Annotated in this window: 9 protein-coding genes and 1 pseudogene; 5 read left to right on the forward strand and 5 right to left on the reverse strand. The window is 25.6% G+C overall.

Annotated elements, in window-relative coordinates:
• Positions 1-107: 107 nt before the first annotated feature.
• Entirely contained in the window at positions 108-3,344 is a 3,237-nt protein-coding gene (locus tag Q8852_RS02645; RefSeq protein WP_305937634.1) for a coiled-coil domain-containing protein, read from the forward strand.
• A 98-nt stretch (positions 3,345-3,442) separates the two neighbouring features.
• Here the strand turns inward: Q8852_RS02645 and trpS are convergent, their stop codons facing one another.
• The 3 genes from trpS to Q8852_RS02660 form a co-directional block, all read right to left on the reverse strand.
• Positions 3,443-4,444: a tryptophan--tRNA ligase gene (gene trpS / locus Q8852_RS02650; RefSeq protein WP_305937635.1), complete on the reverse strand. Its 1,002-nt coding sequence runs from the start codon at positions 4,442-4,444 to the stop codon at positions 3,443-3,445.
• 117 nt (positions 4,445-4,561) lie between these two features.
• Entirely contained in the window at positions 4,562-5,200 is a 639-nt protein-coding gene (locus Q8852_RS02655) for an HNH endonuclease signature motif containing protein (RefSeq protein WP_305937636.1), read from the reverse strand.
• 424 nt (positions 5,201-5,624) lie between these two features.
• Positions 5,625-6,836, reverse strand: coding sequence for an Mbov_0401 family ICE element transposase-like protein (locus tag Q8852_RS02660; protein WP_305937637.1), 1,212 nt, complete (start codon positions 6,834-6,836; stop codon positions 5,625-5,627).
• A gap of 219 nt (positions 6,837-7,055) precedes the next feature.
• Between Q8852_RS02660 and Q8852_RS02665 the strand changes: the two genes are divergently transcribed.
• The 3 genes from Q8852_RS02665 (at position 7,056) to Q8852_RS02675 (ending at position 8,598) form a co-directional block, all read left to right on the forward strand.
• The gene (locus Q8852_RS02665) at positions 7,056-7,382 is read left to right on the forward strand and encodes a hypothetical protein (RefSeq protein ID WP_305937638.1); all 327 of its coding nucleotides are present in this window, start codon (positions 7,056-7,058) and stop codon (positions 7,380-7,382) included.
• Between the two features lie 183 nt (positions 7,383-7,565).
• Entirely contained in the window at positions 7,566-7,919 is a 354-nt protein-coding gene (locus Q8852_RS02670) for a hypothetical protein (RefSeq protein WP_305937639.1), read from the forward strand.
• Positions 7,816-8,598 carry a hypothetical protein gene (locus Q8852_RS02675; RefSeq protein ID WP_305937640.1) on the forward strand — a complete coding sequence of 261 codons (783 nt, stop codon included), beginning with the start codon at positions 7,816-7,818 and terminating at the stop codon, positions 8,596-8,598. Before Q8852_RS02670 ends, Q8852_RS02675 begins: the two co-directional genes overlap by 104 nt.
• A 134-nt stretch (positions 8,599-8,732) precedes the next feature.
• Here Q8852_RS02675 and Q8852_RS02680 read toward each other — a convergent pair whose 3' ends face one another.
• Entirely contained in the window at positions 8,733-10,043 is a 1,311-nt protein-coding gene (locus Q8852_RS02680; RefSeq protein ID WP_305937641.1) for an Mbov_0400 family ICE element protein, read from the reverse strand.
• A gap of 62 nt (positions 10,044-10,105) precedes the next feature.
• Between Q8852_RS02680 and Q8852_RS04575 the strand changes: the two are divergent.
• Positions 10,106-11,340 (forward strand): annotated as a pseudogene (locus Q8852_RS04575) (IS256 family transposase).
• Between the two features lie 424 nt (positions 11,341-11,764).
• Here the strand turns inward: Q8852_RS04575 and Q8852_RS02695 are convergent.
• Positions 11,765-17,149, reverse strand: a complete 5,385-nt coding sequence (locus tag Q8852_RS02695; RefSeq protein WP_305937643.1) for an Mbov_0399 family ICE element protein — start codon at positions 17,147-17,149, stop codon at positions 11,765-11,767.
• Positions 17,150-17,181 lie beyond the last annotated feature (32 nt).

The raw sequence follows: 17,181 nt of genomic DNA on the forward strand, positions 1-17,181 counted from the left end.
TTAAGTCTAGCATATAGGTTATTTCATATTTTCACTTGGCTTCAAAAAAAAAAAAAAAAAAATAAAATTATTATAAATCAATAGTTAGTTAAGGAGAAATTATGAATATGAACAAGAAATTTAAAGTTTTATTAACTATGGTAAGTTCAGTGACTCTTACGATATTGCCCTTTAGTGTAGTTTCATGCAAAAAAAATATTGATAAAGAAAAAGAAGATTTAAAGAAACAATTGATAGAAAAGACCGATCAATTATTAGAGGCTCTCACCAGAGAGTTTGATATGATGAAAGCAAATAAAAAAGATATGGATGCAAAATCTACAGAAATAGAAAATTTAAATACCCAAATAAATGATATTAAAGCGGAAAGAGATAGAAAAGAACAAGAAATTTTTAAACTTAAAGAAGCGAAGCAATTTGCAGAACAAGAAAAAAGAGAAATTGAAGATAAATTATCTCATTTTGCTGAAATGGAATCTATTTTGCGCCTTAAAATAATAGATCTTGAACAAAAATCACAAAAAGATAAAGAACACTATGAGTCATCAATAGCATCACTAAAAACTCAATTGAAAAATGCCGAAACACAAAAAGCAAATTCTCAACAAGCAATAGAACAAATTAAAAAAGCAAAAACCGATTTAGAAAATAGAGTAAAAGAGCTTGAAGAAAAATATCAAAATTCAGCGGAAGTTATAGAAAATGCAAAATTAAAAAAAGAAGTCTTAAAACTTCAGAATCTTCTAAAAGAGCAAAAAGAACTCATTAAATCTCAAATGAATAAATACGAAAATAATATTTCTAATTTATCTGAAAAAAATAAGCAAAATGAAGCTTTACTTGATTTTCAAAAACAAAACTTAAAATCCTTGAAATCAAAATATCTAAAAAGAGCTCCATCAGTAATCGAGGCAATTAGACTTGTGCAAAGTTTAAACCATTACATTCTTGATTCAATTAGCACAAAGTATAAAGATAGATATGAATCTAATAAAAAATTAATCAATAATCAAATGAACCTTTTAAAAACTAACTTAAAAGATATAAACAATATTGAACTTTCATATGATAATTCAAATATGCTATACAATAATTTAATTGAAGCAATGAACTTTTCTAACTTAATTCAAGAGCTTATTATTCCGGATGATGAAAGTGTCACAGACATTGAAATCCCATTTAAAAAGGCTGAATTCATCGATGTCTTATTTGATTGAAGAATAGCTGATTTAACTAAATTGCAAGAAGCCTTAAAAGCACAAGAAACAAACGAAACATATAAAACAACTACAATTAAGCTATATAAAGCAATGGATGATAAATCATTAAAAGAATTAGCTGCAAAAATGCAAATTACCAATTATGAAAGCAAAAGCCATGATGAATTAGCTAAATTAGTTTTCGAAAAAAATAAGCAAATGCAAGCAGAAACTGTTGCAGAAATTAAAGAAACATATGAATTAGCTAAAACGCAAGATAAAAATCTTACAAGTCAAATCATGCATTACATTCACCTTGAACAAAAAGTATGATTTCAAAATATTCAAGACCCTTCTACTACAGATAAATTTCATCCAAGCTATGGTGTAGACTTTCAAGTATCGCTTTTTCCGTTATTAAACCAAATTATTGATAAAGAAGTGCTTAAAGAATTTGATGATATTATTCATAAAATTCAAGATGATTATTCCACTTTCTACAAGAAAAATGTCACTTACTTAAATTCAATTAAATATGAAAAATTCTACAATTATTATATTGATGCTCAAAGATACGACTTAATACCAGATATTTACACAAGAAAAGGTATTACAGCATACTTAAAATTATTAAAAACTGAATTATCTAATTTTGAAATTGATGTTGAAAAAGAGAAAGCTGAATTAACTGAAAGAATTAATTCACTTAAAACAAAAACAAATATCTTATTTAATTCAAAAATTAGAAACAAGAGAAGTGAATTAATTGAGGATGGAAAAGAAGAAACTCCATTAGGAAAAACATACCAAGAATTATATGTTTACTTTAATAAAGCTAAAAACAGAGCTGGTCAAAGTTTAGGACAATATGCAACTGTAGCAGACTTATTTGATAAAGTATTAGAGTATGAAAAACTAAATGATGAATTAAATTCAGCTGTATTCCTTTTAGAATACTTTAAAGGTCTAGGTATTTCGCCTTCAGATGAAAAAATGAGCAAATACCTTAATCTAGAAGCTCTTTCAGCTAAATTTATAAAAAATGCAAAACAAGCACAAACTCAAGTTGATGAATTACAAGCTTCAGTTAATAAAATTGATGAATTACGTGATATTTTTGATAGTATTAAAATTGAAAAACCTACAGTAGAAAATGCTAAAGAACAAAATGATTCTAATATTACAACATTAGAAAAATTCATTACAGAAATTAAGAGCCAAAAGAATTTTATCCCTGGTTTAGAAAGTGATGGAAAATTCTACTTTGGATACTATGAGTTGCCTGAAAACGAAAAATATAAATACAATGAAGCAATTGATAATGCTGTAGTTAAAGCTGAAGAACTTTTAAAACAAATGCAAGAGTTAAAAGATAATGCTGAAGAAATTGTTAAAAAATATGATTCATTCAAAGAAGAATATAATGCAATTAAAAATGATATTTTTGGAGCTCCTAAAGCTCCGAATAACTACGATCCTAATTGCTTATATGATGTAATTAATGAAGATCTTGAATCTGCACAAGGTTATGTTAGAAGCTTTAATAAAAAAGCTAAAGAAGCTCAAAAATCAGCATTCATTATTCCGCTTAATGAAGTTGTTGTACTTTTAAGACAAGGTGATATTATTAATTCACAATTCTACAATGAACACTCAGTGTCTGATACTCATCCAGATAAATATGCATATCAAGTAACAACCGATGCTTTAAAACAATTACGTGAAAAGAATCCATTATTTAGAGATATTACTAATGCAAGTTCAAAATCTATTTCAGCATTAGATGAAAAAGATACAACATTTAATGCAAATGAAGTTTACACAGAATTGCTAAAAATTGAAAAGAACTACTACGAAGTTAATGTTGAATATATGGATGCAAAACTTAAAAATGCAAATAATTTAGCAGAAATCAAGACAAAACTTGAAAAAGCAAGAGATAAATACTATGAATTTTTAAGAAATCCAAAAATTCAATTTGATAATGAACTTAATCCAAAAGTAACTTCATACAAATTTGCTTCTGAAGATACTGGTGCTTCATCACCATCATTATTAAATCCAGCTAACTTAATTTTAGATTTTGCACAAGCACATTCATCGAAAACTTTAATGCAATTAATCTCAGATGAAAAAGTAAAATAAATCAAAAATTAAACTATTATATTAAGTTTCAAATTACATTTAAGCCTATCTCAAAGGCTTTTTTGTTACAAAAAACATCACATGTGGTGATGCAATTGTTATTTCTTGAAATATAATCCCATTTTTTTCATAAGTTTATTTAAATTTTTATTCGCTATGTATGAAGCTTTAGCTGCACCTGCATCAGTAATTTCATCTGCTACCTTTAAAGCTTCGTTGTATTTAGCTTGAATATCTTCAAGTAAGCTTTTAACTTCACTCGCTACTGCCTCTTTAAATTGTTTATAGTCATAATCTTTAAATTTAGCTTCTGCTTCTTTAAGTGACATATTAGTTAATGCTGCATAAATATTTAATAAGTTTAAAATTCCAGGTTTCTCTTTTGAAATATAAACTTTACCTTCTGAATCAGTTACAGCCTTCATTATTTTGTTATAAGCTTGTTGTGGATTTTCTAGTAAATAAATTGTAGATTTTGTACCATGTTCACTTTTAGACATTTTTGAAGTTGGATCAGTAAGAGATTTAATTCTTGCTCCCACTTGTGGAATGTATCCATCTGGTAAAGTGAAACTTGCTCCATACTTAGAATTTAATCTTTCAGCTATGTTTCTAGTTAATTCTAAGTGTTGAGTTTGATCTTCTCCAATTGGAACTATATCAGGGTTATAAAGCAAAATATCTCCAGCCATTAATGTGGGATACATTAATAAGTTAGTTGGTATTTTATTTGTTCCATTGGTTTGCTTTAATTTAGTTGCTTTATCTTTGTATTGAGTCATTCTTTGTAATTCACCTAATGTGGTTTCAGATGCACATAATCATTGCATCATTGCGTGAGCTTCTACTTGTGATTGATAAAAGATTGTAGCTTTATTAGGATCAAGTCCACACGCTATGTATAAGGCTACAATAGTTTTTCTAGCTTTTTTCAGTTCACTAGCATCTACAGTTCCAGTAGTAAGTGCATGTAAATCAGCTACAAAGAAATATGATTCAAATTCATCTTGTAAAGCAACAAAGTTTCTTAAAGCTCCAATATAATTCCCTAGAGTTAAATCTCCAGTTGGTTTAATTCCACTAACTAATACTTTTTTCATTTTTTCTCCTTATTTATCAGTATTTTTAGTATTTATTTTATTTTTTTAAAGAGTTAAATTAATTATATTAAAAATAAGACTTAAAGTTAATAAATACTTTAAATCTTATTTCATTATTTATTTAGATTTTTTAATTTCATAAGCACAGAGCGTACGAGGTTTTCCTTTAACCCTGACAACTACATAATTTTGCTTATTAATTTTAAATCCCGGAAATTTATCAGCTTTTTCAGAGTTGTTTTTAATTGAAGCAAAGACTAAATTATCTTTAGTATCTTTTCCACCTTTAGAAACAGGTCTAGCATGGTCAATATTTCAACCATAAGCACTGTTAACATCCCCATAAGCAGCACGCTTAATTTCAACTCCAGCAAAATCTTTGATAGTTTCTACGTTTTTACCGAATTTTTCATCCCATAATTTTAAAGCATGTTCTTTATCTATTTTTTCATGATTATCTCCTAAATTTAATTGTTCTTGTAAAGTTGTTAAAACTTTATTTCTTAATTCTTCTGGTGTTGAATCATTATAAAGATAAATTACATTTTTTGCATGTTGTGCTAAGAAGTTTTTAAATTCTTGTTCATTATATCTAGCTCAATATTGTTGATATAAAGAAATTCACTTATTTTCTAGTTTTCTTCTATTATCATTTAATGCCGCTTTATTACGGTATTGCACTATAGTATCAAAACTAGATGTTGAAACAATAATAATTAAATCTAATTTAGGTTTTTGTTTCAAGAAATTAAGCATTTTTCTTTTTAATTTATGGAACTGTGAAAATTAAGTATGTAGCATTTGCTACTTCATAAATATTCTACAACTTTTTCCGCTAAATTTTCAAAAAAAATTCACTGAAACAGCAAATTTTTTCAATTTTTAAATCAAAATTTTTCATAGAAAAATTTACACGTGCGCCTGCGCCCGCCCTTTTAAGGCAAGATAAGCACTGCATCACCCTTTAACCAAGGGGCAGTTTTTTTATCTTGTTAATTACAAAGTAATTAAAGTTAAGGGATTTTTACTGCATCAGTCTGCATCAGCAACTCAAAAACTGATGCAAAACTGCATCAGCACTGCTTCAGTAAAAAAATACATTGAATTACTATGTAATTCTAATGTAAAACCTTAAAATACTGCTTCACTACTGATGCAAAACTGCATCAGTGATATTTTTCTAGTAAAAAATAGTGCAATAACCACTTTTCAAATTTCCATACATAATTCTTAATTTCATCATATCAACTCCATATAAAGCTTGTGCTTTTTTGATATGCTTTTTGCATTTTGAAAAGACAAAGTGTTCAGTATAACTAGCACATTTTATTCTGTTTCCATTTGCATCTCAAATACCTTTTTTGTTATTTTCAATGTATCTTAGAAAAGCATTAATTTGCTGTTTTATCTCATCTGTTATCTCTGTATTTGCATCCATTTCACTATATAAAATGTTGCATAAATCATCATAATTTTGTAAATTTCCATTATCAAAAATGTAATCAAATAAGTCATATCATTTAGCATTTAGAGTTGTAGAAACTCAATTATTGAAGAATTTTTTGTGCGGATTATTGCTATGTTTTGTATATCCTAAACACTTTTTGAGTGTGAATTTCATATGAAAAGCATCAAAAATATACTGAATATTTAAAGCTTTTGCACTATTTCTAATCCATCTTGCACCATCACCTTTTCATAAAACATTACTGTTTTTATTAGCAAATCTCTCAATATTTTGTTGAATAATTTTATTAAAAAGCTCAAATACATTTTCTTTTTTATCATTGTTAATTAGTAAAATAACCACACCATTTTTACTTAATTTCTTTTGTGTGGTAGTATGCATTGTAGCTTGTCGCATACATATTTTATTTCTAGAGTGTCTCATATTATTTTTACTATAACTATCATCAACATCAATTTCAAAATTATTATTCTCATCATTTAATTTTGTTTCAGCTAATTGATTAATTAATTCTTGATTTCTTGCTTCAATATCTTTATCTACTTCAAACCGTTTAATTCAATATTTAATATGATTAGCACTAATTTTGATACCATTTATTGTTCCTAATTCTTCACCATTTAAAAACTTTTTACATAGTTTCATCATCAAATCATAATCATATTTATATTTACAAATTTGTTCCATCACTTCATTATGGTAATACATAAATCTTATGATTTTTCCATTTTGTTTTACTTCATACATAGTAATATTTAAATCATATGTACCATATTCAGTTATCCACTGTTTAGTAATTCTTCTAGAAATTTTTCAATTAGGATGCTTAATTTTTCTTATGTTTTCTCTAAATTGTTTTTCTTCATTATTTAAATTATCAGCAAATTGTTGCATTATATTTTGTGAGATACTTATTGTTTTCATAATATTATAATTATAAAAAATTGCAAAAAAAATCTAGCTCAAAGCTAGTTTTAAATAAATTACAAATATTATATCATACCTTATGTACTTTATAAAATTATTTTTAAAATTTTATAACAGCTTGTGAAATATACTTGATTTTGTCACCTCGTCAAATATCGTTGATTTTGTCACCTTTGCTAGTAATTGTTTAAATTAGTTTTTAATAAAATTTAATACATGAAACTAAAAATTGATATTAAAACTAATAAACAACTAACTAATTTCGAAAGAAAACGTAAAACAAACTTTGAAATAATATCTTCAAACCTTGATAAACCTACTAAGACTTTTGCTATAATGACCGGTTTAAATGAAAGAAGTGTTATTAGATATAAAAAGAGATTTTTGTCAGCTTTAAAAAATAAAAATCTTGAATTAGTAATATCTCATAAAAATAAATCGAATGGTAGACAGAAAGTCATAAGCTGATTAAGAAATTTTGCAAATCTACAAAAATTATTTAAAAATCTCTGAAACGATAATAAATGTCGAAAAAACTACTAATCAAATTTCTGTTAAAGAATTCTGAGATTCATTCCTAGATGATTTGTATAAGAATAAAATTTCATATTGCAACTTGATTAAAAGATTTAATAGATTAGGATTAAAAACTATTCATACTACAAAAAGAGGAAGAAAAATACAACGAGATTACAAAAAGCGTCTGACTCAGAAGTCACTTTATTATTGAAAAATGTTGAAAATAAAATAAAGCAAAACAAAATAGAAAGACAAGTCTTGAATTTGAATAAAAACTTATTATTTGGTGAGGTTATAGAAATAGATGCGCAGTGCGAACCTTACCTCATAAATCATGAACCAATTTATCTCTATCATGCAATTGATGCTGCAACAGGAATACTATTAGCTGTTTGATACGAAAAACAAGAAACAACATTAGGTTATCAAAGGCTTTTGGAAATAGTTTTCAAGAACTATGGATATCCAAAATTTATTTATACAGATAAAAGAAGAACATTTTGAGGATTCTGAAAATACTCAAACTGCTTTTGAGAAAATTTTAAATTCAAAAGGAATTAGAGTAATATCTTCAAGTAATCCAAAACACAAACCTCATGTTGAAAGATCATTTAGAACAGCTTTAGATAAATATCCAATCTTTATTTATGAAAATCACTTATCCACTCTAAAAGATTTACAACTTAATGTGGATGGTTTTAAAAAATACTATAACAACAAACTAAAGAGACTTTTGAATAAGAAATCTGTTTTCAATAAAGAAGGAACTTTGAAAGAAAATTGAAGAGTTGATATTGAAATTGATAGAAAAATATTAAATGGAGTTGTTAGGTTTCAAGGTAAAAATTATGCAGCTTTTGATGAACTAGGCAAAAGAATAATTTTTTCGATTGGCTCAAATGTTGTGCTGGTTTATTCATCTGATGAGAATATTTATTTTAAGTACGGTAGCAAAAAATATTATGCAAAAGAACCGACAGGAAAATATTTAACTCCTACTGAAATATGAGCACTAGAAAAGGGATTAGATATATCAATACCAGCTGTAGAAAAAATAGCTAAGTTATACAGAAATAGCAATTCATTTTTTAATACAATCGACAAATACATAAATAAGATGTCTGCTTTATTATCAGAATTTTCTCATGATGATTTTGAAATAAAAAAGACAATGCGTGAACTCTTTCAGGAACTTAAAGCATTGTCTCAAAATGTAAAAAACGATATTTACGATGAATAAATATCGTTTTTATTTTATTACATTTTATGTTTTTATAAAGTGACAAAATCAAAGCTATTCTACAGTACTTTATAAAATTATTTTTAAAATTTTATAACAGCTACATTTAATTTTAATTAAATTAATCTTTTTCATTACATTTTAAATGATGAAGTTTCTTCTTCAATATCATCATTATTTTCAACATTTATATCATCGTCTTGAATTAAATCTTCATCATCATAAGCATCTAAATCCACACCAAATTTCTCTTTAATTTCTTCATTAGTCATATAATGTTCTTCAATATTAAAAGTCTTTTGTGCTTCTTCATATGCATTGTAAATACCATCATCACCATCAAAAATAGTTGTTTCTTCTTGAATTTCTTCAAATGCTTCTTCAGTTTTAATTTCAGTTTCATTAAGCTTTTCTTCTGTCTGAATATCTTCATTAGCATTAATATCTTCTTCAGTTTCAGAAAATCCATCATAATATTCTGAGTAATCTACATTAGAATTTTCATTAGTAGAATTATCATCAACTTCAGCAGTCTCTTGAGTACTTATTTCATCTTCAGTATTAAAATCTTCACTAAATGTTTCAGTTGCAACAGAATTATCATCATAATTTTCTATTATTTCAAGAATATAAGATACTATTTTATTGATATTTATTGCTTCTGAAGCATTATTATTTTCATTATATTCAATAAGTTTTTTAATTATAGTTTCATCGTTTTTTATGATTTTATCAATGCTTGCAAATTGACTTGATATCTTAAAACCTTTATAAGTTAATCCATTCTCTTTTAAATCACAATTAAATACATTGAAAATTTGATTAATATATCAAAGCTTATCTTTTTGTATTTCATCAAGAAAACTATCTAATTTATTAGTTTCATCCAATATTCAATCAGCAAGATTAAGAAGAATTATATTTTTATTTATGATGTATTGATGTTTATAGATAATATTTTGTTGATATTTATTTACATATAATGTTGAATATGCTTCTAAATTTTCATCAACTTTAATCTCTTGCATCGTTGCTTGATTTTTGATTAAATTTTTAAAAACATTAGACATTATTTCAAATTGTTTTTCACAACTGAAATCATATAAAGTTTTGTATTCATCTTCACTATAAATCTTTTTAAAATATTTAGTTTTCATAATATGAATATTAGAAGTATCAACTAATGAATTTCTTTTTAATTTACTATTTTTATCATCTTGCTTGCTTATTTCTACTTCACCAAACCGTTTTTTAGTAATCTCTTTATAACTTCTAATTAGTAAATAATATGTTTTATCAGCGACTTCAAAAATAACCAAAGGACGATTATTGAAACCTTTTTGATAAGGTTTAATTGCATTTCCATTATCATCAAATGCGATACCATCTATTTCATCAGTTCAATCATTTGTATTTCACATTATTTTGAGTTTATCTTGACTCATTTTACGGTAGTAGACCAAATGTTGTGTAATCACTCCAAATATTAAAAGGAGTGATTTTTGTTATGATTTTAGAGGAAAGAAACAAATTATTAAGAAATGAATTTTACAAATTAGGAGCTGATATGAGAGAATTATCATTTCTACTTAATGTTAATTACTTAGATGTTGCTAAGTTAATTGAAGAGAATTTAAAAGATGAAGTAGATGCTTATATTACTGAAATGAATAAATATGAATTAGTTGAAGGAAAAATTTATAGAAATGGATATTCTAAAAGAACCTTATACACATTGAATGGTAAACTACAAATAAATGTCCCAAGATTAAGAAATGCTTCAAATTTTTGTTCACAAATATTAGCTAAATATAAAAGATGTGAGGAAGAATTTGAATTTCTAATCGCACATTTATTGCAACAATTTTTATCATATGAACAAACCATAGATTTAGTTGAGAAATTATTAGGTTTTAGAATAGGACATTCTATAATTGCGAGAGTTTCAAAAACTATTAAAAACAAATACGACAACGCTTATAGTTTTGACATAAATAATGATATTTATGCATTATTTATTGATGCTTCATATCATAAAGTTTTTAAATGATATAACCCATTCACTGGTGAATATTTAAATTCTTTAGAAAATGTTGAGAATCCAAGGGATTTTGTCAAACAGAGCTCAAAAATAGCCTTATACACCGCTATAGCTATAGATAAAGAAGGTAAAAAACAAGTTTTATCAATAGAAACCTCAGGTGTAGAAAGTACAGAAAATTGAACAAAATTCTTATCAGAATTAAAAAGAGAGGAATTAATGATCCTCAAGTTGTTGTTTGCGATGATTTTAGTGGAATTAATAATGTTATTAATTCAGTTTTTCCTTCATCTAAAATTCAAAAATGTGCATTTCATAAAATGACTAATGCGCTTATTACAATACCACAATCTAAAAGGTATGAAGTATCACAACTACTAAAACTAATATTTAAAGGTAAAAACAAAGATGAAGGTTATAAAAGATTTTTGGAATTTAAAAACAAATATAAAGATAAATACAGAAAAGCTGTTGCAATTATTGAAAACTCACTTGACGAGATATTCACATTTTATGATTTTCCAATAGGAATCAGGAGATATATTTACACAAACAATATTTGCGAAAATTTCCACTCAGCATTAAGAAAATATGTCAAAGAAAAAAGCTCGCATCATAGTCCTAACTCCATCAAAATGTTGGCTATTGTTGCAAGCTTCAAAATAACTCGAACTTGAACAAGGAAAAGAATAATTTTCTAAGTTAAGTTCAGTATTATTATATATAATTTATTCAATTATAGTCCGATGTGATTACACAAACTTTGGACTACTACCCATTTTACCCCCTTTATATTAATTATATTAAATAAAATTTAATGCGAACTAAAAACGAACAAAAGCATAAAAAAATCTACTTTTCAGTAGATTACTTAACTTGATAGACCTATTGATAAACCACTATTTAGACAACCAGCCTACTATCTTTATCTAAATTGTATTCATTTATCCTAGTGTGTCCAAGCAAATTTAGACTTATCTTAATATTTAATAAGGAACTTCCTATTAAGATGTTGCATCTAAACCCACCATTACTTGTAATCAATAATGATTACATAAGTATTCTACCATACCCAGCAATACTTTTCAAGTACTTTTTTCAAAAATTTTTAAGAAAAATAAGGTACTATTTTACCTTATTTCTGTATTTTCTCATATAGATAAATCATCCAAGTAAGCTACTTGCACCAACAGCTAATATACCAAGTGGAATACCTATAAATCACACAACTTTTTGTGCTATGGATTTCTTATTATTAGGATTATTTATACCATTTGTTAAATTATCAATAATATCCTTATTTGTATGATTACTTAAAAATACATAACCATTATTTTTACTCTCACCTAATGGATATAATTTAATGCTTGTTGAATGCAATTTTCCATCACTTTTAGCAATACCTCTAATAGCTTCATTTAATTCATCTGCATTAAGTTCATAATCAGCATTGTACTTTAATCCATAAACATTATTCAAATACTTATCTAAATCACTCACAAATGCAGTTTTAAGAGCTTCTAAATCGTTTTGTGAATATAAGAAACTAGCACCTTTTATCACACTTAAATCCTTAAGTTTTTCAGTTGTTTTAATAATGATTTCTTTATCTAAATCATCAATTACTTCTTTATCATTTGTATTAGAAAACTCAAAACTTTTATTTCCATCACTAATATTATTTACACCATAAATAGTAATATATCCACTATGCTTAATACCATCAGCTTTTAGAACTTGTTTAATAGTGTTATTTAGCTCATTAAAATCTAGTGTATAGTCTTTGTATATGTTTAAGTTTTGTGTCTTTAAATAAGCGATTAAATCATTAATAACAGCATTTCTTAATGCACTCATACTATTAAATGAATATGAATGATTATCTCAATCTTGAATTTTGCTTAAATCAATAATATCTACTAAATCATCTTCAATTTCTTTATTAGTTTTATTACTAAATTTAAAAGCTTTAGTACCTTGAGAAACATTTTCCACAGCATAAATATTTACATATCCACTATGCTTAATGTTATCTGATTTTGCAACTTCTCTTATTGCAGAATTTATTGCATTTCAATCAAACTTATAATCCTTATTTTGAATTAGATAAAACTTCTCAAATAAGTATGTTTTAATTCTATTTATTAATTTATCTTTTAATACTGAAAGTTTATTTTCACTAAGTTGTATTTCTTCCATATCACTTAGCAAGCTTAAATCTATTAAAACTTTTTCATCAGCTTTTACTTGAGTTGTTATGTTAATAATAGTACTGTTTTTAATTAATGCATTTTTACCTTTAATTTCAGCTTTAAAACTACCTTTTCTCTTTAATATAGCAAGCATCAAATCTTCATTTCAAGTAAATGATAAATCTCTAGGAATTGTAATGTTATATTGTGTTAATTGAGTATTTATCTTTTCATATAACTCTTTTAACATTGTTGTATTATCACTATTTTGCAACTGTACTTCTTGAAGTTTAATTTTGCTTAAATCAACTTCTTGTGAAAGAATATTAGGAACTGAATTGTATATTTTAACTAGTCTTCTACCGTTTTTTCCTTGTTTAGCAATTAATTCTAAGTTAGAATATTTTTTACCTTTATTACCATCAATTTCTAGCTCAACAAATTTTCTCTCATTAGCAACAGCATCTAAATTAGCTATATCATAATCAACACCTAAAATAAGTGAGTTAAAATGATTAATAACTTGTTTCTTGATGGTATCCTTTATTTTTTCAACATTATTTTCACCTTTTAAGTTAATTTTTAAATCCGCATAATTACTAAAGATATCTTTAGTATTAATTTGTTTTTGTTTATTTCATTTTTCAGTGATATCAATTAGAAAACTACTTGCACCAGACAGAGAATATTCTTTTAAAAACTCTTCTTTTAATGCGACATTAAGTCTCATAAAGTTATTATCTCAATTAGCTGAAAGTGTAACTTTATCATAATGCTTAAAATCATTTAATCACATTTGTGTATTTGAAGTTATCTTGTTTTTGAATTCTTCAAAACTTCAAGTTTCTTTTAAAGTAGTATTAATATATTCAGCATTTCAACTAATATTAATAACTTGCTTATCTTCACCATTAATTTTAAGTGGTATAGTAATTTCTTCAGCACTTAATTTATGGTTAATATTGTATGAATTAAGCTTTAAATGCAATTTAACAGCATTATTTCCATCAAATGATATTTTGTCTATCTCAACATAATTTGCACCTTTAAAATCATCAAAAAAGTACTTTTTAATATCATTAAATTTTCAACTATCACCATCAGCAAATTTTTCTGTGAATTCTTCTTTAGTTAGTTGTTTATATCCTTTTAAAAGTGGAGAAATAGCTATATATGAATTAAACTTTTCATTGTTATAAACTGCATTCATAAACAACTTGTAATATTCCATAATATCTTCATATTTAAGTGAGAATATCACATCATCTTTTAATTGATATTTTTCTGATATAAAGTTATACATTTCAGCACCAATTTTTGAATTTCAAAATGGTATTAAATATGCATTAGAAACATTATCAGTAAAAAAGCTTTGTGGAGATGTTTTATCATCAATTAGGACAAATTTAAAGTTAGAAATAGTATTCTCACCATTTTGCACTATTAAATATAATCCACTAGTTGAAATATAGTTATTTTCAGAATTTTGATTTGTATCATCATAATAATTAGTATTGTATGCTAGTGCATCTTCCATATCTGTTAATATTTTGAATATCTTTACATCTTTTGTTTTACCAATATAAGATTTTAATCCACCTTTTCCAAGTACTACAGCTTCAGCAATAAAACCAGCATCTTTTAAATTAGGTTTAAATAATGTTTTAGCACCTAATGGTAGATATGTATCACTATAATATGTTGCTTGTTTATCATCTGTTTTATATGCATTGTATCAAGATGCAGTATATTCTTCATCTTCATTATAGTTTTCTTCATAAAACTGAAAACCTTTACTATCCACTCAAATTAATTGTTTTTTAGTTCCAGTATTAGCATCAATACTTGCATCATAAAGTTCATTAGGTATTTTATTACCTTTTTCATCCTTAATTTCATTACCATCTTCATCTATCTTATAAGGAGAAATAAGTACTTTTTGATGGTAGTTTTCATTAGGATTTCAAGCATATCATTTAAAGTCTTCTTGAATACTTCTTGAATTGATAACAAGTATCTTTTTATAATGTTTAACTAAATTTTCATCCAAATTCCCTTTTCCATTATATGTAAGGATTTCAATCTTGTATTCATTTTTTGAGTGCGAGTTTTCTTCAGTTTTAGCAACTTCTTCACCATTAATATTAGTCGTTTCTACACCGCTATCAAACTCTCTCTCGGTATCATTAGCACTACTTCTATTATCTTTTAATTCTTCACTAAAGAATTTATCAAGTACATCTATTCTTTTACCATTAATTTTTAGCACTTCATTTTCATTTAGTGTTGTAAAAGAAACTTTTAATGGAGTATGTACTTCATATTTACCAAGATAACATTTTTTACCTTTACATTTAATTTCCTTATCATTAGGAACTCTAATTAATTTATCATCAACAAGTTCAGTTGTTCCAGTTTCAAAATCAACTCATTTTCCTAAGTCAATCGTTAATCTTTTATCAACTTCTTGTGATTTGAAATATTCACTAGGAGCAAAATTTACTTTAAGATTTTTATAAATCATATAATTACTTCACGGAGATGAAAGATATAAATTAATATGCGAACCATCTACTTTACCCATACTTAGATTTACAATATCATCTTTATTTAAACGCATTTGTTTTGCTATCTTGCTTCTAATTTTATTATTCACTCTATCAACTTCATCATTTAAATATTCTCAATTACTTTTAAGTGATTTTTCAGAACCTTTTTTGAGTTCAGTTTCAATATCACCACCAGTATCAGTAATTACAGTTAAAGATTTTTCTCAATAATTTTTTAACTCATCAACAAAGTTGTTATATTGTTGTGCTATTTTATAATTTTTATATTTGTTATATTTTTCATCATCAATATATGAATATTCAAATATTATTTCATCAAGAATAATATTTACTTTAGGATTAAGGGATGTTTTATTATTTGCTGTGTAGATTGCATAAACATTAAAAGAACCGAAATCAATTGATTTTAGAAATTTATTTCAACTAATATGATTTTTAATTACATTAATATCAAATTTAGGAATTACTACAGACTTATCATATTTAATACTCAATGGAGTACCACTATTGATATAATCAACCATTTCTTGATGGAAAGTCATTCTTTTTTTATAGCGACGAGAAGACAGGTTAGAATTATCAATAACATATTTAGTATCAACTTCAGTATTATCTATATTAAATCCACGATTTCCAAATCAGAAATATAAATCTTCAATTCATTTATCACCGAAATATTTGCTATTTCATATTTCTTTATTTACATTAAAAGTTCAAGAAAAAGAAGTTAATGTGTTTTGCATATTATTATGCATTTGACTTAATGCATATGATATATTATACTCACCAGATGGTATGGTATTATAGTTGAATATGATACTAGATACAAAACAAGGTACAGTGCTTATTGCACTTGCACCAAGTAATAAAAGCTTCTTATTCTTTATCAAAATTTCATCATCAATTACATCCTTATAAATATCTGTATCAAACTCTTGTTTTGTATCATAAGCTTGAAAGTTTTCAAGTCTTTTTTCTCTATTATCATCTTCTTTTTTGTTTTTGTGTTGTTGCTTTTCTCTTGTTTTTTGTAAGTCTTTTTTATGTTGTGAAATTTTATCTAAATCATTTTGTGAAATATTGTATCCACTCATAGCTTGCAATAATAAATCCATTTTTTCATTTAGGATTTTAATTTCATCTTCCACATTTTCAATTTCACTAATAATATTATGTTGAAATGGAGAAAGTGATGCGAAAAAGCTTTTTCTAAATGAATAAAATAAATCATTTTTAATATCTTTTAAGATAATTGCTTTTTCTTCATTAGCAAGTTGAGTTGAAATCATTTCTGATAAATAAGATGATAAAGCAACATTATTACCAGCAAGTTGTTTTTTGAGTTTATTAAGTCGTGTTATATCATCAACATTGTAAAATCTCACAGTTGTTGAAATACCATTTTCTTTTTGTTTCTTTTCTTTAACTCTCTTTTCAGCTTGCTTAACTCTAGCTAAATCTTTTTTAATTTGCTTTTCAATTTTTGTTTCTTTAGCTTTTTCACTCTCTTGTGTTATTTCTCTTAATATTTCATCTTCATTAATCATTACTACTCTTTTTCCAAAGCTTCCTTGTTTAAATAAAATGCTTTTTTCAAAATCATTGTAAAACACATCAGCTTTTATTTTTGAATACTCGTGCAGTGAAGTTAAATTAGTTCCAATATCAGCTCGTGATAAAAAGCTTGTAATTGAATTATTTAATCCACCACTGTTTTGATAAAGCTGTTTAACAGCGCTCGATTGCAATATGCAGTGCAACACTTTTATTAGTTTATAAT

This window comes from Mycoplasma seminis (assembly GCF_030718845.1).
GTDB lineage: Bacteria > Bacillota_I > Bacilli_A > Mycoplasmatales > Metamycoplasmataceae > Mycoplasmopsis > Mycoplasmopsis seminis.